19 protein-coding genes and 1 riboswitch are annotated in these 23,710 nt (G+C 28.1%); of the genes, 17 read left to right on the forward strand and 2 right to left on the reverse strand.

Annotation, left to right across the window (positions count from 1 at the left end; all coding sequences use genetic code 11):
- Positions 1 to 5: 5 nt before the first annotated feature.
- From C820_RS10180 to C820_RS10260, 16 genes are all read left to right on the forward strand, one after another.
- Positions 6 to 593, forward strand: coding sequence for a class I SAM-dependent methyltransferase (locus tag C820_RS10180; RefSeq protein WP_004034194.1), 588 nt, complete (start codon positions 6 to 8; stop codon positions 591 to 593).
- A gap of 142 nt (positions 594 to 735) precedes the next feature.
- The gene (locus tag C820_RS10185) at positions 736 to 1,608 is read left to right on the forward strand and encodes a hypothetical protein (RefSeq protein ID WP_004034190.1); all 873 of its coding nucleotides are present in this window, start codon (positions 736 to 738) and stop codon (positions 1,606 to 1,608) included.
- 190 nt (positions 1,609 to 1,798) lie between these two features.
- Positions 1,799 to 2,509: a ferredoxin-like domain-containing protein gene (locus tag C820_RS10190; protein ID WP_004034188.1), complete on the forward strand. Its 711-nt coding sequence runs from the start codon at positions 1,799 to 1,801 to the stop codon at positions 2,507 to 2,509.
- Positions 2,510 to 2,574: 65 nt separating this feature from the next.
- Positions 2,575 to 4,311: an S-methyl-5-thioribose-1-phosphate isomerase gene (mtnA, locus tag C820_RS14595; protein ID WP_004034187.1), complete on the forward strand. Its 1,737-nt coding sequence runs from the start codon at positions 2,575 to 2,577 to the stop codon at positions 4,309 to 4,311.
- Between the two features lie 15 nt (positions 4,312 to 4,326).
- Positions 4,327 to 6,246 (forward strand): ABC-F family ATP-binding cassette domain-containing protein, encoded by a 1,920-nt coding sequence (locus C820_RS10205; protein ID WP_004034186.1) that lies wholly within the window; start codon positions 4,327 to 4,329, stop codon positions 6,244 to 6,246.
- Positions 6,234 to 7,409, forward strand: coding sequence for an NAD(P)-dependent malic enzyme (locus tag C820_RS10210; RefSeq protein WP_004034184.1), 1,176 nt, complete (start codon positions 6,234 to 6,236; stop codon positions 7,407 to 7,409). The genes C820_RS10205 and C820_RS10210 overlap by 13 nt, the downstream gene beginning before the upstream one ends.
- 90 nt (positions 7,410 to 7,499) lie before the next feature.
- On the forward strand, positions 7,500 to 8,747 hold the full coding sequence (locus C820_RS10215) for an HlyC/CorC family transporter (RefSeq protein WP_004034182.1): 1,248 nt from the start codon (positions 7,500 to 7,502) through the stop codon (positions 8,745 to 8,747).
- Between the two features lie 116 nt (positions 8,748 to 8,863).
- A complete protein-coding gene (locus tag C820_RS10220) occupies positions 8,864 to 9,076 on the forward strand; it encodes a hypothetical protein (protein WP_004034181.1) in 213 nt (70 codons plus the stop codon).
- Positions 9,077 to 9,099: 23 nt separating this feature from the next.
- The gene (locus C820_RS10225; RefSeq protein ID WP_004034179.1) at positions 9,100 to 10,650 is read left to right on the forward strand and encodes a recombinase family protein; all 1,551 of its coding nucleotides are present in this window, start codon (positions 9,100 to 9,102) and stop codon (positions 10,648 to 10,650) included.
- Between the two features lie 61 nt (positions 10,651 to 10,711).
- A complete protein-coding gene (locus C820_RS10230) occupies positions 10,712 to 11,428 on the forward strand; it encodes a phosphatase (protein WP_004034177.1) in 717 nt (238 codons plus the stop codon).
- A gap of 71 nt (positions 11,429 to 11,499) precedes the next feature.
- Positions 11,500 to 11,811, forward strand: a complete 312-nt coding sequence (locus tag C820_RS10235; RefSeq protein ID WP_004034173.1) for a YerC/YecD family TrpR-related protein — start codon at positions 11,500 to 11,502, stop codon at positions 11,809 to 11,811.
- A 68-nt stretch (positions 11,812 to 11,879) separates the two neighbouring features.
- Complete coding sequence (locus C820_RS10240) at positions 11,880 to 14,111, forward strand: ATP-dependent helicase (protein ID WP_004034172.1); 2,232 nt, start codon at positions 11,880 to 11,882, stop codon at positions 14,109 to 14,111.
- A 13-nt stretch (positions 14,112 to 14,124) separates the two neighbouring features.
- Positions 14,125 to 16,074 (forward strand): NAD-dependent DNA ligase LigA, encoded by a 1,950-nt coding sequence (gene ligA, locus C820_RS10245; protein ID WP_004034170.1) that lies wholly within the window; start codon positions 14,125 to 14,127, stop codon positions 16,072 to 16,074.
- Between the two features lie 102 nt (positions 16,075 to 16,176).
- Entirely contained in the window at positions 16,177 to 17,106 is a 930-nt protein-coding gene (locus C820_RS10250) for a copper amine oxidase N-terminal domain-containing protein (RefSeq protein WP_004034168.1), read from the forward strand.
- A 63-nt stretch (positions 17,107 to 17,169) separates the two neighbouring features.
- Positions 17,170 to 18,291, forward strand: coding sequence for a hypothetical protein (locus C820_RS10255; RefSeq protein ID WP_035295536.1), 1,122 nt, complete (start codon positions 17,170 to 17,172; stop codon positions 18,289 to 18,291).
- A 562-nt stretch (positions 18,292 to 18,853) separates the two neighbouring features.
- Positions 18,854 to 20,506, forward strand: coding sequence for a hemerythrin domain-containing protein (locus C820_RS10260; RefSeq protein ID WP_004034164.1), 1,653 nt, complete (start codon positions 18,854 to 18,856; stop codon positions 20,504 to 20,506).
- Positions 20,507 to 20,587: 81 nt separating this feature from the next.
- Here C820_RS10260 and C820_RS10265 read toward each other — a convergent pair whose 3' ends face one another.
- Complete coding sequence (locus C820_RS10265; protein ID WP_004034156.1) at positions 20,588 to 21,958, reverse strand: MATE family efflux transporter; 1,371 nt, start codon at positions 21,956 to 21,958, stop codon at positions 20,588 to 20,590.
- Between the two features lie 131 nt (positions 21,959 to 22,089).
- Positions 22,090 to 22,203, reverse strand: a riboswitch (FMN riboswitch).
- Positions 22,204 to 22,268: 65 nt separating this feature from the next.
- Positions 22,269 to 22,961, reverse strand: a complete 693-nt coding sequence (locus C820_RS10270) for an SMI1/KNR4 family protein (RefSeq protein ID WP_004034155.1) — start codon at positions 22,959 to 22,961, stop codon at positions 22,269 to 22,271.
- 59 nt (positions 22,962 to 23,020) lie between these two features.
- Between C820_RS10270 and C820_RS10275 the strand changes: the two genes are divergently transcribed.
- Complete coding sequence (locus C820_RS10275) at positions 23,021 to 23,638, forward strand: polysaccharide deacetylase family protein (RefSeq protein ID WP_083863621.1); 618 nt, start codon at positions 23,021 to 23,023, stop codon at positions 23,636 to 23,638.
- Positions 23,639 to 23,710: the final 72 nt, after the last annotated feature.

The following is a 23,710-nucleotide window of genomic DNA, read 5'->3' on the forward strand; positions in this document are numbered from 1 at the left end:
AAAATATGAACAATACTATTCGATATTATAATGAAAACGCAGAAAAATTTAAAAAACAAACTATAAATGCAGATATGACAATAGTATACCAAAAATTTTTAAAATATGTTACTTGTAAAGGAAGTTTATTAGATTTAGGCTGTGGCATTGGAAGAGATGTAAAATATTTTATGGAAAAAGGATATGCTGTAACAGCAATAGATGGTTCGGAAGAGTTATGTAAAATTGCAAAAAAATATACTGGTATTGATGTAATGTGTAAATTATTTCAAGAAATAGATTATAATAATGAATTTAATGGTATTTGGGCATGTTCTTCTTTGCTTCATGTAAAAGAGTATGAATTGATTGAAGTTTTAAAAAAGTTACATAAAGCATTAAAAAATAATGGTGTTTTATATATGTCATTTAAATATGGAAACTTTTCAGGAGAAAGAAATGGAAGGTATTTTTTAGATATGAATGAACATAAAATTTATACTTTATTAGATAATAATAAATTATTTGCTATAAAAGAAATTTTTAAAACAAATGATGCTAGAATAGAACGTAAAAATGAAAAATGGCTAAATGTGATATTGTTTAAAATATAATAAAAATATTTATTTTTCTCTCATTTATTTTACATAAGTGATTTGTAATATATTGTTATAATAAAATATACTACTGCATAAAATAAAAATAATAAATGATATTTTTACATAATATATTAATAATTTTTGGGGAGAAATAAATATGCCAAATCAAGAAAATAAACTAACAATATCTTGCATACAAAATTGTACGCAACCTGAAAATAAATCTCGTATTATACATTCTGTAGTAACTGCCTTTGGAGGTGGAACATTAAAAGAAGAAAACTGTGATGCAGAAATTAAAGTATTTGAAAGAAATTTATTAAATAATAGTACAAATTATATTTTAGTTTTAGTGCAGTTTGATAAGAAAAATACATTAGCTGTAATATATAAACAAAATAATGATGATTGTACAATATTTTCTGTACTTGGAAGATATTACGAAATTGTAGAAGTAAATTTTATACTAGAACCTATTTCAAAAAATACATTGATATTATTTTGTGAGCAGGTGAATATGGCAACAGGAATATATGAAACAAATGATTTTTTAAAAGGATATTTATGGAATGGCAATTTTTATTCTCAGGTATTAAATACTCCATTTAATATAAAGGCTTATTGGAATAACGCTTGGATAAACTGTAGTTCTCCAAATAAATTTTGGGAAAAAGCACAACAAAGTTGTAATTTTACTTGGAACAATGTTGAAAAAATTGTAATATATATTTATAGAGCACAAGAATACAGCATATCAAATGTAGAGGAAAGTATACATTTACCTGAAGATAATACTTTTCAAATTGCAAAAAGTCGTTTTTTAGTAGAAACATATAGCTGGAGTGAAAAATGGAATTGCTTTATTCTTTATGAAGGTCGACATAAATCTACAGGAGAAGAAGTTGCAGTAATACATGATTTAAATAATTATGTATATTCTCTTGTAGAAGATGTTTCTTCTCAATATGTTATTTGTACATCAAATCAAGAACATTTAGTAATATCACAACAACAACTAGAGTTAATATAATTATATTGATTTATAGTAAAAGCTATTTATTATATCTTGAATAAATAGCTTTTTTCTTTTTTATTTTATATTAAATAAAAGTATAAAGTGACAATATAGAGGAAAAATAAATATGTTGAAAAATAACCTTTTTATGGTATAATATTTATAAAAATTATACTATAAAGATAAAAAAAAGGAGGTTGTATATATGGTAAATTTGTCACCAGAAGAATTAGCCGCATTAAAAGGAGAAGGCTTTTTATTGATGAAAGATAAAGAGCAGTTTGTTTTGCGTATTATATTTCCAGCTGGTATCGCAACAGCAGAAGATTTAAAAAATGTTGCTATGTTAGCTGAAAAATATGGTAAAGGAATTGGTGCTGTTACAGTTCGTTTGAACATTGAAATTGTAGGAATTCCTTATGAAAATATTGCTCCAATGAAAGAAGAAATGGACAGACTTGGTGTTATTTATGGCGGAACAGGTGCTAAGGTTCGTCCTCTTGTATGTTGCAAAGGTACAGTATGCAAATTTGGTTTAGTAGATACGCAAGCTATTTGTAAAGAACTTCATGATAAATTTTACCCAATGAATTTACCACATAAATTTAAAATTAATGTTACAGGCTGTCCAAATAATTGTGCAAAAGTACAAATTAATGATTTAGGATTTATGGGAGCACCAAAGGGCAGATTAAGAATATTTATTGGTGGTAGATTTGGTAGAGAGTCTATAATGGGAGAAGAAATTTGTAGAATTGAAGCAGACAAAGCAGCAGAAGTAACAACAATTTGTACTGACTTTTTTAAAGCACATGGAAAACCAAAACAAAGATTTGGAAATTTATTAGAGGAAATGAAAGATACACAAGAATATACAGATTTTATTGCATCTATAAAAGCTTTGGCAGCTGTATAATATTTAATTATAATTCGAGCCTCGTATTTTGCGAGGCTTTCTTTCGTAAAAAGGTGGTGTAAAAAATGTTGCCAAAACCAATATGGTTTGAAAATAATAAAGTGATGATATTGGATCAAACAAAGTTACCTGAAAATTGTGTTGTAAAAGAAATGAAAACAGTAGAAGAAATATGGCAGTCTATTAAAAAATTGGAAGTGAGAGGTGCACCAGCAATTGGTTTAGCAGGAGCATTTGGCGTTTATATTGGTATGAAAAATTGGACAGAAAAAGAAAATGCAAATAAAAATGATTTCTTATCTAAATTGATAGAAATTGGTGATTATATAGATACATCTCGTCCTACTGCTGTTAATTTACATTGGGCAATAGAAAGAATGAAACAAAAGGGAAAAGAAATATGGCAATCTCATTTACAAAAAGAAATGTCTATACAAATGATGTTACAACAACTTTTAAATGAAGCTGAAATAATGTTACAAGAAGATATTGAGGCTTGTAAAACAATAGGAGAATATGGTGCTGATATTTTAGATAATATTAGTGGATTTAAAGCATTTTTAACACATTGTAATGCAGGTGCTTTAGCAACATCTATGTATGGTACTGCTCTTGCTCCTGCATATATAATGAAACAAAGAGGAAAAGAAATTAAAGTATTTTCTGATGAAACAAGACCTCTTTTGCAAGGCAGTCGCTTGACAGCATGGGAACTTTCTCAAAGCGGTATTGATGTAACAACAATATGCGATAATATGGCTGGTGTGGTAATGAAAAATAAATGGGTACAAGCTGTTATTACAGGGGCTGACCGCATTACTAAAAACGGAGATAGTGCTAATAAAATTGGTACTTATAGTTTATCTATATTAGCAAAAGAACATAATATACCATTTTTTATTGCTGCACCACTCTCTACGATTGATTTTGATATGGAAACAGGAGAAGAAATACCCATTGAACAAAGAGATGCTCAAGAAGTACGTTATTTTGGAGAAAAACAAACTGCACCTTCTAATGTATCTATATTTAATCCTGCATTTGATGTAACACCTCATCAAAATATTACTGCTATTATTACAGAAAAGGGAGTAGCCTATCCTCCATTTTCTGAAAGTTTACAAGCATTAAGAGAAGGCAGAAAACCAAAAAGTACAGAAAGTATATTTAAAATGCAAAAACAAGTATTAAAAACTGCAAAATCTATTGTAGCTTCTGGACTTGTTTCTGGAACATTTGGAAATATTAGTATGATAGATAGAAAAAAAGGATTTGTAGCAATTACACCTTCTGGTGCTTCTTATGAGGATATGACAGAAAAAGATATTTGTATTACAGACTTAGAGGGAAATTTATATTTAGAAAATGGAAAAAGGCCTTCTTCTGAATTACCTATGCACTTAGCTGTGTACAAACAAAGAGAAGACATTCATGCCATAATACACACACATTCTCTTTATGCCACTGTATTAGCATCTCAAGGCGAAAAACTTCCAGCAGTATTAACAGAAATGGGATTAGCTGGTGCAGGAGAAATAGAAGTTGCTGCATTTGCTCCTCCTGGAAGCAAAGAACTTGCTTATGAAACAGTAAAAGCACTAGGTAAAAATTATGCTTGTTTACTAGCAAATCATGGCGTTGTTGCAGGAGCACAAACGTTGGACAGAGCATTTATGGTAGCATCTATTGTAGAAGAAGGTGCCCATGTTTATTATTTGGAAAGACAGTCTGATAATATTTCTATTGTACCAAAGCAAGCATATGAAGCAGTTTTTAAAGCAATGCAGCAATATGGAAAATAAAAGGAGCTTTAAAATATGAATATTTTAACAGTAGAAAAACTGTATAAAAGTTTTGGAAATAAAATACTTTTCGATGAAATTACATTTGGCATTAATGAAGGCGACAAAATTGGTATCATTGGTGTAAATGGAACAGGAAAATCTACATTATTAAAAATTATAGCAGGAGTAGAAAAAGGGGATAGTGGTCAAATTGTAACAATGAATGGATTAAAAGTGGCATATTTACCACAAACACCTATATTTCATCATAAAGGTACTGTATTGCAGCAAGTTTTTGAAAGTAATGACAAAAAAATGAATTTAGTAAGAGATTATGAAACAGCAATTACAAATAATATAGAAAATCCTTCTGATGCTTACTGGCAAAAACAAATTTCAATACTAACGGAACAAATGGACAAAGAAAATGCTTGGTCACTAGAAAGTGAAGCAAAAACAATATTAACAAAATTAGGAATTACGCAATTTCAACAAGAAACATCTCAACTTTCTGGAGGACAAAGAAAAAGAGTAGCATTAGCAAGATCATTGATTTCTTCTGTAGATTTGTTAATATTAGATGAACCTACAAACCATATTGATAATGATACAGTGGAATGGCTAGAAAAACATCTCTCTCATTATACAAAAGCATTGATTATGGTTACTCATGATAGATATTTTTTGGATAGAGTTGCAAATCGTACTATTGAACTGGAACAAGGAAAATTATATCCGTATGAAGGCAACTATAGTAAATATTTAGAATTGAAAGCACAAAGAGAAGAATTACTTCAATTAGGAGAAAGAAAAAGGCAAAATTTTTTAAGAACCGAATTAGAGTGGGTAAGAAGAGGGGCACAAGCAAGAAGTACAAAACAAAAGGCAAGATTACAGCGTTTTGAAGAAATTTCTTCTCAAAAAGCACCAGAACAAAAAGATAATATTGAAATTAGTGCTGGTTCTGCACGTTTAGGCAAAAAAACAATTATAGTAGAACATATTTCAAAAAGTTATCATAATATCAAATATATCAATGATTTTAGTTATATATTACTTCGCCATGATAGAATTGGTATTGTTGGAAAAAATGGTTGTGGAAAGTCTACACTTGTTAAAATGATGACAGGGGTATTAAAACCAGATAGTGGAAATATTGAAATTGGCGAAACTGTAAAAGTAGGTGTTTTTTCACAAGAAAATGAAGATATGGAACAATCTCAAAAAGTAATTGATTATATTAAAGATATAGCTGAATATGTTTCTACTGCTGATGGAAAAATTACAGCTTCTCAAATGCTTGAAAAGTTTCTTTTCCCCTTGGATATGCAGAGAAGTCCTATATCTACTTTGTCAGGAGGAGAAAAAAGAAGACTTTATTTACTCAAAGTACTTATGGAAGCACCAAATATATTATTTTTGGACGAACCAACAAATGATTTAGATATACAAACATTAACAATATTAGAAAATTATTTAGATACTTTTTCAGGTGCTGTTATTACGGTATCTCATGACAGATATTTTTTGGATAAAGTTGTAAATAGAATATTTGCTTTTGAAAAAGATGGTTATATAAAACAATATGAAGGTGGATATAGTGACTATAAGCACCAATCAGAACAACAAGAAATTACTGTAGATACTATTACGACACCTAAAAAACAATCTACTCCAATTAAAACACAAAGAGCCAAAAAAATGACTTATATAGAACAAAGAGAATACGAAACGATAGGAGATACAATTAGTAATTTAGAAGAAAAATTAAAACAATTACAAAAGCAAGAAGAAGAAGTTGCTAGTGATTATGTAAAATTACAAGAAATTGTTACGCAAAAAGAAAATATTGAAATAGAATTAGAAAATGCAATGCAAAGATGGATATACCTTAGTGAGTTAGCAGAAGAAATAGAAAAAAGCAAAGAGGAGCATAATAAATGGAAGATTTAAAACAAAAGGCACTACAAGCACATAAACAGTGGAAGGGAAAAGTGGAAGTAATCAGTAGAGCAAAAATAGAAAATAATGAAGAACTTTCTATTGCTTATACACCTGGTGTAGCAGAACCTTGTATTGCAATACAAAAAAATCCAGAATTATCTTTTGAATTAACAAGAAGATGGAACACAGTTGCCGTTATTACAGATGGTACAGCCATATTAGGATTAGGAGATATTGGACCAGAAGCAGGTATGCCTGTTATGGAAGGGAAAGCTGCTCTTTTTAAATGTTTTGCAGATATTGATGCTATTCCGCTTTGCGTTCGTTCTAAAAATGTTGATGAAATTGTAAATGCAATTAGTCTATTTTCAGGCAGTTTTGGGGGAATTAATTTAGAGGATATTTCCGCACCTAGATGTTTTGAAATAGAGCAGAAATTAAAAGAGGTAACAGACATTCCTATATTTCATGATGACCAACATGGTACAGCTGTTGTAGTATTTGCAGGACTAAAAAATGCACTACGTATTGTTGGTAAAAAAGAAAGTGAAATTTCTGTTGTAATTTCTGGTGCAGGTAGTGCAGGAACAGCGATTTCAAAATTGTTGTTGCAAGCAGGAATAAAAGATATTGTTATGGTTGACCGTTGCGGAGCAATTCATAAAGACGAAGTTTATGAAAATGTAGCATTCACAGAGTTAGCACAAATTACAAATCCTTATTGCAAAAAAGGTTCATTAGCAGAAGTAATAAAAGGTGCAGATGTATTTATTGGTGTATCTGCTCCAAAATTATTAACAGCAGAAATGATAGCAACTATGGCAAAAGATCCTATTGTATTTGCTATGGCAAATCCTATACCTGAAATATTACCTCATGAAGCAAAAGCAGCAGGGGCAAGGATTGCTTGTTCTGGACGTTCTGATTATCCAAATCAAATTAATAATGTATTAGCATTTCCAGGTATATTTAGGGGAGCGTTAGATGTAAGAGCAAAAGATATTAACGAACAAATGAAATTAGCAGCTGCTTACGCTATTGCAGATTTGATTACAAAAGAGGAACTAAATGAAGATTATGTTATTCCTTCTCCTTTTGACAAACGTGTTGTTTCTGCTATTGCTAAAGCAGTATCTGAAGCTGCTATTTGTACTGGTGTAGCAAAAATATAGATTTATTTGCATTATGAATTAGTTTCTGGTATAATATTTTAACGTGTAAACTGATAATATTATTATTTATATTTTAGGAGTGTGATTTCAGTGGAAGACCCCGGCAGTTGGTGGTTAATATTAATTTTATTGATTTTAGTATGTGGTTCTGCATTTTTTTCTGCATCAGAAACAGCTTTGACTTCTTTAAACAAAATTAAATTAAGAAATATGACAGAAGAAAATGTAAAAAATGCTGATAAAGTTCAAAAACTAATAGATGACCCTAACAGACTGTTAAGTTCTATATTGATAGGAAACAATTTAGTAAACAATGCTGCTGCTGCTTTAACAACGATGATTGCAGTATCTTTATTGGGTGGTCAATCTGGTGTAGGTGCTGCTACAATGGTAATTACTATTATTATACTAATATTTGGTGAAATTACACCAAAAACATTAGCATCGCAAAATGCAGAAAAAGTGTCTTTAGTGGTAGCAAACATTATTTCAGTTATTGTATTTATTTCAACGCCTGTTGTAAAAGTAATGAATTTAATTACAAATGTATTAATTAAAATATTAGGTGGAAACTCAACTGAAAAAACACCTACCATTACAGAAGCAGAGTTAAAAACAATGGTAAATGTAAGTCACGAAGAGGGCGTTTTGGAAGTTGATGAGCGTCGTATGATTAATAATGTGTTTGACTTTGGTGATTTAAAAGCAAAAGATGTTATGACACCTCGTACAGATATGGTTTGTGTGGAAGATACAATAACATATGATGAAATTGTTTCTATATTTAAAGAAGAACGCTTTTCCAGACTTCCTGTTTATCATGAAAGTGTAGACAATATTGTAGGCATTTTATATGTAAAAGATATTATATTCATTGATGAAAAACATTTTAAAATTACAGACTATATGCGTGAACCATTTTTTACTTATGAAAGTAAACCTATTTCAGAATTATTTTCAGAGATGCGAGGAAATCGTATTCGAGCAGCTGTAATATTAGATGAATATGGTGGTACATCTGGGCTTGTCACATTAGAAGATTTGGTTGAAGAAATTGTAGGAGATATTGCTGATGAATATGATGAGCAAGAGGAAGAAATTGAAGTAATAAAAGAAGATGAATTTATTGTTGATGGTTCTACAAGGCTAGAAGATGTTAATGAAATGATAGGATTACATTTAGAGTCAGAAGATTTTGATACCATAGGAGGCTATGTCATTGGTATTTTAGGCTCTTTTCCTGATGGGGGAGAAGAGGTAGAAACAGACAATATTAAAATTGTAGTAGAAGAAGTTGACAAAAATAGAATTGAAAAGTTACGTATTTATACGATATAACGATTAATATGAAAACCTTCTTTCTTTTAAATTAAGAAAGAAGGTTTTTTTGCATAAACATAGTACTACCTAGAATATATTGAAAAAGAAAATATGATATTTTAGGAGGTACTATTATGAAAATAATAAAATCTATTGTTGTAACAAAGAAAAAAATTCTTTGCGTTTTAGGAGGTATTGCAGCACTTGCGTTGTCTGTACATATGATTTCTCCAACAGTACAATCTGTATTTCATGTTGCAGAAGCAGAAAGAAAATTGCCTATTTATTGTGTAGATACATCAGAAAAAAAAGTTTCTATTAGTTTTGATGCAGCGTGGGCAGCATAGTACAAAGTACGGAGGAATTTTTTATGAAAGACATTATTGCAAGAAAAGCTGGAGTTTATGCTAGAGTATCAAAAGAAGACGTTACACGAAAAAAGCATTCTAGTTCTGAAAGTATAGAAAATCAAAAGAGATTGGCACAAATATATGCAGAAAATAGCGAAGATGACATTGAAATTGTATCTTATTATATTGATGATGGTAAAACAGGTACAGTTACAGATAGACCAGCTTATCAACAACTACTACAAGATGCTAAAAACAAAAAAATAAATATGATTATTGTAAAAGATTTTTCTCGATTAAGTAGAAATTCTGTAGATTCTTTAAAATTTATAGCATATGATATTCAAAAATTAAATATTCGTTTTGTGTCATTAGGAGAAGGATTTGATAGTTTATATGCTCAAAATGGAATTGATGATTTAAAAATGGGATTTTTAGCAGTATTAAATAGTACTTATCCAGAAGATATATCTAGAAAAGTTTCTATGAATTTAGACATCAAAAGACAAGATGGAAAATTTGTAGGAGCGTTTGCCCCTTATGGATATAAAAAAGATAAGATTAATAAATATTTGCTTGTAATAGATAAGCCAGCAGCAATAACTGTAAAAAAGATATTTTATTTGTTTTTAGAAGGTATGTCAAAGCAATCTATTGCGATATATCTTAATAAACAAGGGATACTTTGCCCCACAGAATATAAAAAGAAAAATCATTCTAACTATAAGCCAGCAAAAAAAGAATATCCTTTTTATATATGGACTTATTCTACTATACATAAAATACTTTCTGATGAAGTTTATATAGGTAATTTAATTCAAAAAAAAACAAAAATGATAAAAGTTTTAGAAGATAACAAGAGTAAAAGAAAAAAAGTACCTATTGAAAAAGGAAAGGAAATTAAAATAAAAAATACTCATAAAGCCATTATTGAAGAGGAAACATTCCAAAAAGTACAACAGATGATGAAAACAAAAAGGAGAGAAATACAACAAAAACAAAACACAGCATTATTTTCAGGAATATTAAAATGTTATCATTGTCATAGAACGTTATATTATTGTTATAGTAACAATGTAAAGGGAGAGAAAATTTATTATTATCGTTGTAGTAGTTATAAAAATGCTTCTAAAATTATTTGTACTCCTCACACTATAAAAGAAGAAACATTAATTGATATATTACAATATATATTAAATATATTATTTATTCTTTTTTTTGAAAAGGAACAACAAATTTGTATTAAAGCACAAAGCAAACAAAATCAAATAACGCTACAACAACAATTAAAACAAGAACAAAAAAAATATTCTGAAGGAAAAAAAAGATTATTACAAGCCTTTTCTCATGGCATTTTAGAAGAAAGAGATATTATAGAATATCAAAATACATATCAAAAAAAAATACAAAAAATAAAATCATCATTACAAAATATTTATAAGAATAGTACTTTTTGTGAAGAAGAAAAATTAAATCGTATTTTATTACATTATTTTGTGGATACTATTTATATCAATGAAAATAAAGAAATTATTATTTCTTTTTGTTTTTGTTCTCCATTTTTATTTTGAAAATATAAATAAAACATGGTATACTTGTTTTAATAAAAACGATTGAAAAGAGATGAATTTTATGAAATATGTTGTAGATATTCATACACATTCTGTTATTAGTCAACACGCATATAGTACTATAGACGAAAATGCAAAAGCAGCAAATCAAAAGGGATTGAAATTAATTGCTATGACAGACCATGCACCTGGTATGAAAAATACAGCTCCCAGAGCATTTTTTACTAATTATCATATTTTACCAAAATTTCTGCATAATGTAGAAGTCTTGCATGGTGCAGAATTGAATATTATGGATTATGATGGTACAGTTGATTTACAAGAAGATATATTAAAAACATTAGATATTGCTATTGCTAGTTTACACCCTCCATGTATTTCATTTGGTACAGAAAAAGAAAATACAAATGCTTGTATTAAAGCTATGGAAAATCCATTTATTGATATTTTAGGACACCCTGGTGACCCCAGATATCCTATTGATATAAAAAAAATTGTGCAAACTTCAAAAAAAACCAAATGTTTATTAGAAATCAATAATGCTTCTCTTGTTCCTAGTGGATTTAGAAAAGGAAGCGATATTATTATTGAACAAATATTAAATTATGCTATGGAATATGAGGTACCTGTAGTGTTAGGAAGCGATGCACATTTTTATACGCAAATAGGAGATTTTACATATTGTAATTCTCTTTTAGAAAAAGTTGGTTTTCCAGATACATTAGTTGTAAATACTTCTGTTGAAAAATTAAAAAAAGCATTAAAAAGAAATCAATAACTTCTTTACTTTAGCACTTTAGAATGTTACTATATAAATATAGAAAAAAGAGGTAAAGAAGGTGCATTTTAATGAATATAAAAATTAAAAATCCGTCTACAGATAAACTGTTTCAATATATTTTGTCTATGGAAACAATAGAAGAATGTTATCAGCTTTTTGAAGATTTATGTACTGTTCATGAAATACACGCTATTGCACAACGTATGGAAGTAGCAGAAATGCTTGATAATAAATGTACTTATGTTGAAATTGCAGCAAAAACAGGTGCTTCTACTGCGACAATCAGTCGTGTAAATAGAGCTTTAACATATGGCACAGATGGATATAAATTAGCCATCAATCGTATTAAACAAAATGAGGAAAACAAAACAATGAACTAAAAACAGAAGGGAGGTATTCTGCCTTCCTCTTTTTTTGTTTTAAAAGCAGAATAGGAGAAATAAAAATTATGATAAATTTTACACAATTAAATGATATGCAACAAAAAGCTGTGTTACAGGTAGATGGACCTGTATTGATTTTAGCAGGTGCAGGTTCTGGAAAAACAGGAGCATTAACTGTTCGTATTGCACATATGATTGAACAAGGAATTCGTCCATGGAATATACTTGCTATTACATTTACAAATAAAGCAGCAAAAGAAATGAGAGAAAGAATTAACAACTTGATAGGAGAAGTTGCAAATGATGTTTGGGTGAGTACATTTCATTCTACTTGTGTTAGAATTTTGAGAAGTGAAATTCATCATATGGATTTTGATAATCATTTTTCTATTTATGACGCTGATGACCAAGAAAAATTAATGAGAGAATGTTTTAAAAAATTAAATATTAGTTTAACAGATAAAGAATATTCAGTTAGAAGTGCTATAGCTCGCATTAGTAAACAAAAAGAGGAACTAATTAGCTGGACAGAATATGCAGCAAAAATAGACAAAAATGATTTTAAAGAAGTACAAACTGCAAAAATATATCAAATATATCAAGTTATGTTAAAAGAAAATAATGCACTTGATTTTGATGATTTAATTTATAAGACAGTACTATTGTTTCAACAACACCCAGAAGTTTTAGAAAAATATCAAAATCGTTTTCAATATATTATGGTAGACGAATATCAAGATACAAATACTGCTCAGTATATATTAATTAAAATGCTCGCTGAAAGACATAATAATATTTGTGTAGTAGGAGATGATGACCAAAGTATTTATGGCTGGCGTGGTGCTAATATTAGAAATATACTGGATTTTGAAAAAGATTTTGTAGGAGCAAAGCTTATTAAATTAGAACAAAATTATCGTTCTACAAAAACAATATTAGAAGCTGCAAATTCTGTTATTCATAATAACATTACAAGAAAAAGTAAATCTCTTTGGACAGAGAATGAAACAGGAAATGTTATTCACGTCTATAAAGCAGAAAATGAATATGATGAAAGTCGTTTTGTTTCAGAAAAAATAGAAGAATTAAAAAGAAGTGGAAAAAGTTATAACGAAATGGCTGTTTTATATCGTACTAATGTACAATCTCGTACAATTGAAGACCAACTTGTAAAAAAATCTATACCTTATCATCTTTTTGGCGGTGTTCGTTTCTATGAAAGAAAAGAAATTAAAGATATTATTTGTTATTTAAAAGTATTATCTAATCCATCAGATAATATTGCACTATTTAGAATTATCAATGTTCCTAAAAGAGGCATTGGTGATACTTCTATTGAAAAAGTAAATCATTTTGCAATAGAAAATAATATGACATTTTATGAAGCATTATCCCATTTAGATGAAATACCAGAATTAAAAACAAGAGCTAAAAAATTTCAAGACTTTTATGAACTAATAGAAGACTTAAGAAATGAAGTACATCAACTTTCTGTAATGGATTTAATTGATTGTATTTTAAAACGTTCAGGCTATTTACAAATACTGTTAAATGAAGGTACAGATGAAGCATTATCAAGAATTGAAAATATAGACGAATTTATAAATAAAGCCGCTGAATACGAAAAACAAAATATAGAGGGAGGGCTTTCAGGATTTTTGGAAGATATTGCATTAGTAGCTGATATTGATAGCTATGAAGAAAATGATGGTAATGTTGCACTTATGACATTACATACTGCTAAGGGGTTAGAATTTAATTATGTATTTATAATTGGTATGGAAGAAAGAATTTTTCCTAGTTATAGCAGTGTTATGTATGGAGGAACAAAAGAAATAGAAGAAGAAAGACGACTATGTTATGTAGGGATTACAAGAGCAAAACAAGAATTATTTTTATCCTTTGCAAAAAGTAGAATGCAACATGGTATTACACAATATAATACACCATCTCGATTTTTAAATGAAATACCAGAAGAATTAATTGAAATGCCAGTACGTCCTATTTCTGCTGCAGCAAAAGAATATGCTTTAAAAACAAAAATGAGAATTAAGCCAACATTTACAAAGCCAAATCCTTATGGTATGGTAAAAACTAAATTAGAAATTCCTTCTCCAAAAAATATTGAAATTGATTTTAAAGAAGGAGATAAAGTACGTGCACCTAAATATGGTATTGGAATTGTAAAATCTATTTCTTCTGGTGGTGCTGATTTTGAAGTAGAAGTTTCTTTTGGAGAAAAAGGAATTAAAAAATTTATGGCAGGACTTTCTAAATTGAAAAAAATTGAAGAATAAGGAGTTTTCATATATGGAAAGAATGAAAGAACTGATTGCATTATTAAATAAGGCTTCTTGTGCATACTATCAAGAAGATAAAGAAATTATGTCTGACCATGAGTATGATAAATTGTATGATGAATTGTTACAATTAGAAAAACAAACAAATACTATTTTGGCAAACAGTCCTACTCAAAAAGTAGGCTATACTATATTAAGCAATTTAAAAAAAATAAAACATGATGTTGCTATTCTTTCATTAGATAAAACGAAAGAAGTAGAAAAGTTAAAAGAGTTTTTAAAAGAACAAAAGGGTATTCTTTCTTGGAAATTAGATGGACTAACTATTGTATTAACATATCAAAATGGTGAGTTAGTACAAGCAGTAACAAGAGGAAACGGTTCTATAGGAGAAGATGTAACACATAATGCAAAAGTATTTCAAAACATTCCTTTAAAAATTCCTTATAAAGAAGAACTTGTTATTAGAGGAGAAGGGATTATTACTTTTTCAGAATTTAAAAGAATTAATCTTTCTTTACAAGAAGGAGAAAGTTATAAAAATCCTAGAAATCTTTGTAGTGGCTCTGTTCGTCAATTAAATAGTGAAATTGCTGCAAAAAGAAATATACTTTTTTATGCTTTTACATTAGCAAAAGCAGATAATATTGATTTTAAAAATTCTAAAATAAATCAAATGAATTGGCTTACAAAAATGGGATTTACTGTTGTAGAACATAGTGAAGTTATAGAAGATACTATAGAGAAAACAGTACAAGAATATAAAAATAAAGTAATGAAAAATGATTTTGCATCAGATGGACTTGTATTAACATATGACAGCATTTCTTATAGTAATAGCTTGGGAACAACTTCTAAATTTCCAAAAGATTCTATTGCATTTAAGTGGGCAGATGAAATGGCAAAAACAACATTGTTAGAAATAATTTGGAATACATCTCGTACTGGTTTAATTAATCCTATTGCTGTTTTTGAACCTGTTGAATTAGAAGGTTCTACTGTTAGTAGGGCAAGTGTACACAATGTTAGTATAGTAGAAGAATTAAAATTAGGAATAGGGGATATCATTAAAGTTTATAAAGCAAATATGATTATTCCCCAAATTGCAGAAAATTTAACCCAAAAAAATAATATCAAAATACCTCAATATTGTGCTGTTTGTGGTGGAGAAACAGAAATTCGTATTTTAAAAGATGGAAAAGCATTATATTGTACTAATCCGAATTGTCAAGCACAAAAAATTCTTTCACTTTCTCATTTTGTTTCAAGAGATGCTATGAATATAGAAGGACTTTCTGAGGAAACATTAAAAAAATTTGTAGAAAAAGAGTTTATAAAAGACTATACTGATATTTTCTTATTAAAACAACATAAAAATATTATAGAAAATATGGAAGGATTTGGAGAACGTTCTTATGAAAAACTAATAATTTCTATTGAAAAATCTAAAATAGTATCACTTCCAAATTTTATATATGCTCTTGGTATTAATCATGTAGGACTTAGTAATGCTAAATTACTTTGTAAATATTTTGAATATGATTTACAAAAAATAATAGAGGCAAAAGAAGAAGACATTGTTTCTATTGATGGTTTTGGTGAAATTATCGCTCATAGTATTTATCAGTATTTTCACAACGAAAAACATATAAAATTGTTACAGAAAGTACTACAATACATTACATTTACAAAGCCAGAAATTGTAGAAGAGGTTGAAAATTTGCCTTTGCTTAATATGGTTTTTGTTATTACAGGAGATTTAATACAATTTTCAAATAGAAAAGAATTACAACAAAAAATAGAGCTTCTTGGTGGAAAAGTAACAGGAACTATTACTAAAAAAACAAAGTGTTTAATTAATAATAATATAACATCTAATTCCTCTAAAAATAAAAAAGCAAAAGAATTAAATATACCTATATTAAATGAAAATCAATTTATAAATGAATATCTTTCCTAATAAAAAATTTGAAATAATTCTTATTATTATAATATTTATTTCCATTGATTTTTGGCGAAAAATACAGTAAAATAGTAGTATATTAAATAAGGAGGAAAAGACATGAAAAAAACAGCACTTGTCTTATCCATTATGTTATTGACTAATACTATTGGAAATGTAGTTTATGCAAATACACCATCCTATACAATTGATAAGACAACTACAAACGGATTACATTCTGCAACTCGTCAATCACAAGTAAAAGATATTGTTATTACAGAACCAACGCCAGGACTTTTTGAAAAAGATAAAACAATTTATTTAAAGGCAGACCGATTGCTCTTTGAAGATGGTGCAACAGTAGAAATTACAAAAGGAAATATTCGTGTTAAAAAAATAGATATAGATAGAGATATTTTAAAAATTACTATTGAAAAAGCAAGTTCTCAAGCATCTGAAATAAAAATTTCTAATATTAAGTTTTATTTAGATGGAAATTTAGCAGATGGTACTTATAATTTAGATTTAATTACAGAAGAAAGTGAGACATATCCTAATAATGTGTTTGGTGGATTTTATGAACAAAGTACAAAAAAAGGAAATGATGCCACATCATCTGTTACTTTAATAAAAGATTTTGTAACAATTAGTACAACACCAAGAGAGAAACAAGAAACTCCTATTCTATATAGAGATGTGATATCTATTCCAGTATCAGAACAAAATACAGAACCGGAAAAAGGCTATTTATATAATGGAACAATTATGATACCTTTGCGTGTTGTTATAGAAAACTTATCTGATAGTGTGAGTGTACAATGGAATGAAGAAACAAAAACTGTTGTGATACGTTCTGGTCAACGTATTGGTAGTATACAAATTGGCAATAATATTATGAATTTGAATGGTGTTGCTACACCTATGAAAACTGCACCAGAAATTAAGAATAGTAGAGTTTTTATTTCTGTAGAAGATATGGCATACCTTTTAGGAATTAATGAAAATAATATTCAATGGAACCCAGAAACACTAATAGTTACATTAAATTAAAATTAGGAGCACAAAGAATATTCTTTGTGCTTTTCTGTAATGCAAGGGGAAGGGGAATATAAAGTGAGAAAGAAATATGATGATGAAACACTAGAAAAAGTATTTTATTATTATAATTTGGCAGAAAATCGTATGTTAACAGCTGCACAAGCAGCAGACTGTTTAAATCTTTCTGAATCTAGTTTATTTCGTGTGATAGCAGATTTTAGAGAAAATATTTCAAAACAAAAAGAAGAAGAGATAATACAAAAATATCAAAAAGTAAATATTCATGATGTTTTAAATGTAAAGGAAAATCCAAAAAATTATTCTAGTGAAAAAAGTATACTAGAAGATATTGCTATTACATTAGCTGAAATTTTAGCCTCAGTCAATGAGTTAAAACAATACATAATAGAAAAAGATAATACAGAAACATATCAAGAAAATTCTTTTTTGAAAGAAGCGACAGATAAAATTGAAGAACCAGCATGGGAAGAACTAGAAGAATTAGGAGAACTTATTGCCCAAAAAGAAAATGAAAATGAAGAACTCGAAATAATTTCTGAAATAGAACAACATAAAACGATTTGGAATGAAAAAACAGAACCTACTATAGAAGATTTAGAAAAAGAATTAGAAAAATTAGAAGGAGAAAACGAAAATATTACAACACTAAAAAATGCAGCTGTCGAATTATCTCAAGAACATACTACTGAAAAAGCATTTAATATAAAACCAGAAGAAAAACAATTAGATAGAACTGCTATAATGTGTATTACGCAGTTAAATCATATGTGCAAAGAAATTAATGATTTAGTTCCTCGTGAAAATATGGAAAAAATGTGGAACGATTGGGAAAGAATATGTAGAGGATATGGTGGAAGAATTAACTCTATTTATCAAAGAAACTGGAACCAAATAATAAAAAAAGCAAAAGAAACAAAAATTACAGAAAATGTCATACAAGTAATTTGTGATGCTCAAGTAAAACAAATGGAATTAGAGCTAAAAGAAGTATCTTCTCAAGAAGCAATTAAAAACATTTCATATACTTATTATAATTGGATACGTCAAGTATTTGAAATGTGTTATTTAGTACAAGAACCTATTACACAGCAAAGAACTAAAATATTATATGCTAATTATTTAACAATATTAAAAAATATAGCAAGCTATAAAATTGAACAAATGCAGCAGAAATAAAAAATGTATTGTGATAATACAAAAATTAAAGAAATTTAATAATATAGAAAAAATGTCAAAAAGTATACTTTTTGACATTTTTTACTGTCTTTCTAAAAAGTATACCTTTTGAAAAAATTTAATTTATAAAAATACGATTATAATATAATTATATTATAAAGTAACAATAAATGGACAGGCTACATATTATATTAGTATACATAATATTTTATAAAGCATTTACCAAAATAGTGCTAAAATTTGTGTGCCATTTTATTGCAAAAAGTCTATTTTAAAAATATTAGAAATATGGCATAATGTAAAGTAAGTAATGTAGAAAAATAATTATAAAAAAAGGAAGGTATATTATTATGTTATTAAGAATGCTTATGTTATTTAAAACAAAAATACAATTTTTATAAATTTCTTCTTTCATTTATAGCATATTTATTAAAATTGTATTGTAGATTAGATTTTTAAAGTACTAAATAAAAAGCATAATAAAACAAAAGAAAGGAATTTTTACAAAAATTCTAATTTTACATGAAATATAAGCTTGACTATAGTAAAAGGAGGATTTTATATGGATAATCAATTAGTGTGGAGTGACAATTATAATATCGGTGTAGATATTATTGATAAAGAACATCAAAGACTTTTTAGGATTATCAACAAGCTTTTAGCATTTGGAGAAGAAGAAAAAAAAGGTCAATGGGCATGTTTAGAAGGAATAAAATATTTTAAAGAACATGCACTAAAACACTTTGAAGATGAAGAAAAGTACATGGAATCTATTTCTTATAGAGAACTTGAAACGCATAGATATATACATAAAGGATTTCGAGACCACACATTGCCTGCATTAGAACAAGAATTAAAAATTACAAATTATTCTCCAGAGGCAATGAGTCACTTTATAGGTGTTTGTGCTGGGTGGTTAATTGGACATACATTAACAGAGGACCTTGCTATTGTAGGGCAAACAATAAGTAGATGGGAAAATCGCTTATCAGATAAGGAATATACAGCAATAGAAAAGACAATTATACAACTTTTATATAATATGTTTCATTTAGAGTCTCAAGTAATTAGTCAAACTTATGGTGGTGAAAAATTTGGTAGAGGAATATATTATCATGTAGTTTATAGTATGGAAGGAAATGAAGAAGAAAAATGGGAAATTTTTATGGCTTTTGAAGAACAACTACTTATCAATACAGTTGGAAAAATTATGGGGATTAAATCAAATAAACTTGATACTATGTTGTTAAATGCTACTAGATATACAGCACAACAGTTTGTAAGACGTGTTATGAAATATTTTCCATCTACAGAATTATGTGAAATAGAAGAAGAAAATTTATTAAGTTATGAACAGTTTCAAAAAACACTTGAAAAAGAAAAAACTCAAGTTAGTTTATTATTTAATACAGGTGCAGGATATTTTTCTTATAGTGTTATTGCACCTCAGTTACTTCAGAATAGTACTATAAATCCAATTGATACAAATAAAGAAATAGCAAAAATTGAAAAATATCTTATGGAAAAAGAACAAAATGAAAAAGAAGTAATACAAAAAAGAGCCAAAGCAGCAGCTACTAAAACAAATAAAGGAAATAATATAAATAATACAATAAAAGAAATTGACAAATATTTTGCAGAAATGGAAATGAATGATAAACAAGCAAAAACGGATACTACAAATAATATAGATACTAAAATGTTTGAACTTGAAAAATACTTTAATGAAAGAAAAACAAGTAATAAAGAAGTAATACCCAAACAAACAAACACAGCTACTGTAACTATTGAACTTGAAAAAACACTTGTAGAAAAAGAAATGGAAGAAAGAACATCAAAACCAAAAGTACTTGTAGTAGATGATTCTGCTACAATACGACAAGGTATGAAAGAATTACTTAGTGAAGATTATGCTGTTTCATTAGCAAAATCAGGCTTGTCTGCAATTCGAGCTATCACATTAGATAAACCAGATTTGGTTTTGCTAGATTACGAAATGCCAATTTGTAATGGAAAACAAATACTAGAAATGCTTCGTTCAGAAGAAGAATTTGCAGATGTTCCAGTTGTTTTTTTAACTAGTAAAACAGACCATGAAAGCGTTGAAAAGGTAATAGCATTAAAGCCAGAGGGGTATTTATCAAAATATTTAAAACTTACAGAAATTAAGAAAAAAATTGATGATTATTTTAAAAAAAATCTAATACATTATTGATATAGCAATATTCTCCATTTTATTTTTTATAATAAATCCCAAATTTCTTTATGTTATATGTAAATTTGGGATTTGTTTTATTTAAATTAATTCTTTTTTCTTCCAACTATTTAATTCATATAATATTAATGTAATAGCTAATAAAAATGCTAGAATATCTGCAATAGGAGCAGATATTAACGCACCATTTATACCATATTTTGAAGAAAGAATAATAGAAAGAGGTATTAAAAATAATATCTGGCGACAAACGGAAATAATAAGAGCTTTGGCAGGTTTTCCTATTGCTTGAAAAAAAGAAGATGTCACAGTAGGAATTCCATAAATAAAAAATGCCATCATATAAAAATGGTAACAATGAACAGCAAATGAGATATAATATTCTTGCTCATTGCTAACAAAAAGTGCAGCAATTTGTGCTGGGAAAAATTGATATATAAACCACCATATAATTGAAATAACTAATGCAATTATAACAGCAGTACAATAGGTTTGTTTTACTCTTTTATATTGTTTTGCTCCATAATTAAAACCATTGATAGGTTGTGTTCCAGAAGAAACACCTACAAACATAGCATGAGCAATTTGGTATACTTTCATCATAGTACCATAACAAGAAAGTGCAATATCACTACCATATATCGTATCAGTACCATAATATCTCATTATATTATTCATAGCAATTTGAGTACAAGCTGTTGCAATTTGAGTAATAAAACTAGGAATACCAAGTGACAAAATTTTGACAGAAGTATGTAAATCAAATGCCATATTTTCTTTTTGAAATGTAATATTTTGAAAACGAGGTATATAATAAATACAAATAATACCAGATACAATTTGGCCTAGTATAGTAGCTATAGCAGCTCCTTGTACTCCCATATGAAAATAAAATATGAAAATGGGGTCTAATATAATATTAATCACAGCACCAATCATCATAGCTTTCATAGTATATTTAGGGTTTCCATCAGAACGAATAATAGCAGTAAATGCAACATTAAATATCATAAAAGGTAATCCAAACAATATTATTCTTGTATATTGTAATGCAGAAGGTAATATTGTTTCTGTTGCACCACAAAGTAACAATAACTCTTTTAAAAATAAATTTCCTAATAATACAATAGATAAACCACATAAAATTAAGAGAAGAAAAGCATTTCCAAAACATTTATCAGCTTTTTGTTGTTCTTTTCTTCCAAGATATAAACTAATACGAGCGGCACAGCCATCTCCTATTAAAAGTGCCAATGCAGTACATACTATAGAGAAGGGAAAAGAAATATTAGTAGCTGCAATACCTGTAATACCTACACCTTGCCCTACAAATATTTGGTCAACAATATTGTATAAATAATTTACCATTAATGTAAGTGTAGTAGGAACAGAAAATTTTAATAATAATTTTGGTATACTTTCCGTTGCTAGAGGATTTACTTTTACTTCCATAAAAAACACTTCCTTTCTTTTCTTTTTTACAAAATAAAAAAACATCGTTTATAGTACGATGTTTTAATAGAATTTTCTTCTATAACCTATATGAAAGAGAAGAAAAATAATTGATATTAAAACATCATACAATTTTTCTTCTCCCGTCCAGACTTTACTGTCGGCTTCGGAATAAAACCGAATTCTGCATGAAATGCTTGCGGGCTATTACCGCCGGTAGGATATTACCATTTTTGAAGAAAATATTATAAAATTATATATTAATTATAATATAACATTATTTTTTTGTCAATTTACTATATTTCTCTTTTCAATATCTTTTCCATTCTTCTAAATCTTTTTGAAATTGTTCCTTATCTGAAAGGTAATCAAGCCATTCTTGATAAAATTCACTAAAATTGTGTGCAATAACAGCATAAGCTCCTTCATTATCTGTAGTAAGTATTTGTCCACGCATTTCTCCTGATATAACAATTCCAAAGTCAAATTGGCAACCATGTGTTCCAAGTACAAAAAAGCCATTTGTATCACATAAATCTGTATCAGGTATGAAAAAGCCATTTTCATCACAACTATCTTCGTCATCAAATTTTTTATATATAAAATATTTGTCTGGATTTTTTTTATAAAATTCTTTTGACACAGTACAATATTCTTCTACTTCTTCTAATTGCATTTGTCTTGGTGTAAAAGAATTTGAAAGGCTACATCGATAGGCTTCTTTAAATTTTTCGATACTTGGACTGTTACCTTTCATTAAAAAATCTGTAAATGGCCATATTCCGTAATCAGGGCCTGCTCCTCCATCACCAACTTCTGTAATAAATTGAAAATAATCTTCTGGTAATTTAAAACCATATTTTTGCTCTACTCCTTGAACAAAAGACTTTCTTATAGGGGGATTAAGAACATAACGATGTTTTGATGAACCAAATATTTCACAATTTTTATCAATTTGATGTGCTTGATTAAGTATTTTTACTACTTCTTCTCTTTTAAACATAAAATATCACCTCAATATTATTTTATCATAAAATTTATAATAAAAAAGACACATAACAAATAAATCGTACTTATTTATATGCACACTGGGGTGCAGATGACACAGATGAACTTTTAAGAATATTAGATAAAAACGATGTAAAAACAACATTTTTTATGTGTGGTTATTGGGTAGAAGATTATCCAGAAGAAGTTAAAAAAATTGCAGAAGCAGGGCATGACTTAGGAAATCATTCTGCAACACACCCTCATATGAGCCAGCTTACAAAAGAACAGATTAAACAAGAATTACAAACAGCACATCAAAAAGTAAAAGATTTGACAGGGGTAGATATGGAGCTATTTCGTCCTCCTTTTGGAGAATACGATAATAAAACAATAGAAGCAGCACAAGAAACAGGATATTATACAATACAATGGGATGTAGATAGTTTAGATTGGAAAGAACTAGGAGCAGAACATGAAATAAATCAAGTATTAAATCATAAGCATTTAGGAAATGGTTCTATTATATTGTTTCATAATGATGCAAAATACACACCTCAAGTTTTAGACAGTATTATAAAAGGATTAAAACAAAAGGGTTATGAAATTGTGCCAATTTCTGAAATAATCATAAGAGATAATTACGAAATAGACCATGAGGGAAGACAAAAACAAAAATCTTCTGACAATTAACAACAAAATATATTGCTTTCTACTTATAAAATACATACAATAATAGAAATAATATTTATTTTATAAGGGAGG

Origin of the sequence: Clostridium sp. MD294, from assembly GCF_000364165.2 — a bacterium.
In the GTDB taxonomy this organism is placed as follows: Bacteria; Bacillota; Clostridia; order Lachnospirales; family Anaerotignaceae; genus Coprocola.

What these genes read in the sequence shown, in the direction of transcription:
- C820_RS10180 (WP_004034194.1), top strand. Translation starts at nt 6, where the DNA reads ATGAACAATACTATTCGATATTATAATGAAAACGCAGAAAAATTTAAA.
- C820_RS10185 (WP_004034190.1), top strand. Translation starts at nt 736, where the DNA reads ATGCCAAATCAAGAAAATAAACTAACAATATCTTGCATACAAAATTGT.
- C820_RS10190 (WP_004034188.1), top strand. Translation starts at nt 1,799, where the DNA reads ATGGTAAATTTGTCACCAGAAGAATTAGCCGCATTAAAAGGAGAAGGC.
- mtnA (WP_004034187.1), top strand. Translation starts at nt 2,575, where the DNA reads ATGTTGCCAAAACCAATATGGTTTGAAAATAATAAAGTGATGATATTG.
- C820_RS10205 (WP_004034186.1), top strand. Translation starts at nt 4,327, where the DNA reads ATGAATATTTTAACAGTAGAAAAACTGTATAAAAGTTTTGGAAATAAA.
- C820_RS10210 (WP_004034184.1), top strand. Translation starts at nt 6,234, where the DNA reads ATGGAAGATTTAAAACAAAAGGCACTACAAGCACATAAACAGTGGAAG.
- C820_RS10220 (WP_004034181.1), top strand. Translation starts at nt 8,864, where the DNA reads ATGAAAATAATAAAATCTATTGTTGTAACAAAGAAAAAAATTCTTTGC.
- C820_RS10225 (WP_004034179.1), top strand. Translation starts at nt 9,100, where the DNA reads ATGAAAGACATTATTGCAAGAAAAGCTGGAGTTTATGCTAGAGTATCA.
- C820_RS10230 (WP_004034177.1), top strand. Translation starts at nt 10,712, where the DNA reads ATGAAATATGTTGTAGATATTCATACACATTCTGTTATTAGTCAACAC.
- C820_RS10235 (WP_004034173.1), top strand. Translation starts at nt 11,500, where the DNA reads ATGAATATAAAAATTAAAAATCCGTCTACAGATAAACTGTTTCAATAT.
- C820_RS10240 (WP_004034172.1), top strand. Translation starts at nt 11,880, where the DNA reads ATGATAAATTTTACACAATTAAATGATATGCAACAAAAAGCTGTGTTA.
- ligA (WP_004034170.1), top strand. Translation starts at nt 14,125, where the DNA reads ATGGAAAGAATGAAAGAACTGATTGCATTATTAAATAAGGCTTCTTGT.
- C820_RS10250 (WP_004034168.1), top strand. Translation starts at nt 16,177, where the DNA reads ATGAAAAAAACAGCACTTGTCTTATCCATTATGTTATTGACTAATACT.
- C820_RS10260 (WP_004034164.1), top strand. Translation starts at nt 18,854, where the DNA reads ATGGATAATCAATTAGTGTGGAGTGACAATTATAATATCGGTGTAGAT.
- C820_RS10265 (WP_004034156.1), bottom strand. Translation starts at nt 21,958, where the DNA reads ATGGAAGTAAAAGTAAATCCTCTAGCAACGGAAAGTATACCAAAATTA.
- C820_RS10270 (WP_004034155.1), bottom strand. Translation starts at nt 22,961, where the DNA reads ATGTTTAAAAGAGAAGAAGTAGTAAAAATACTTAATCAAGCACATCAA.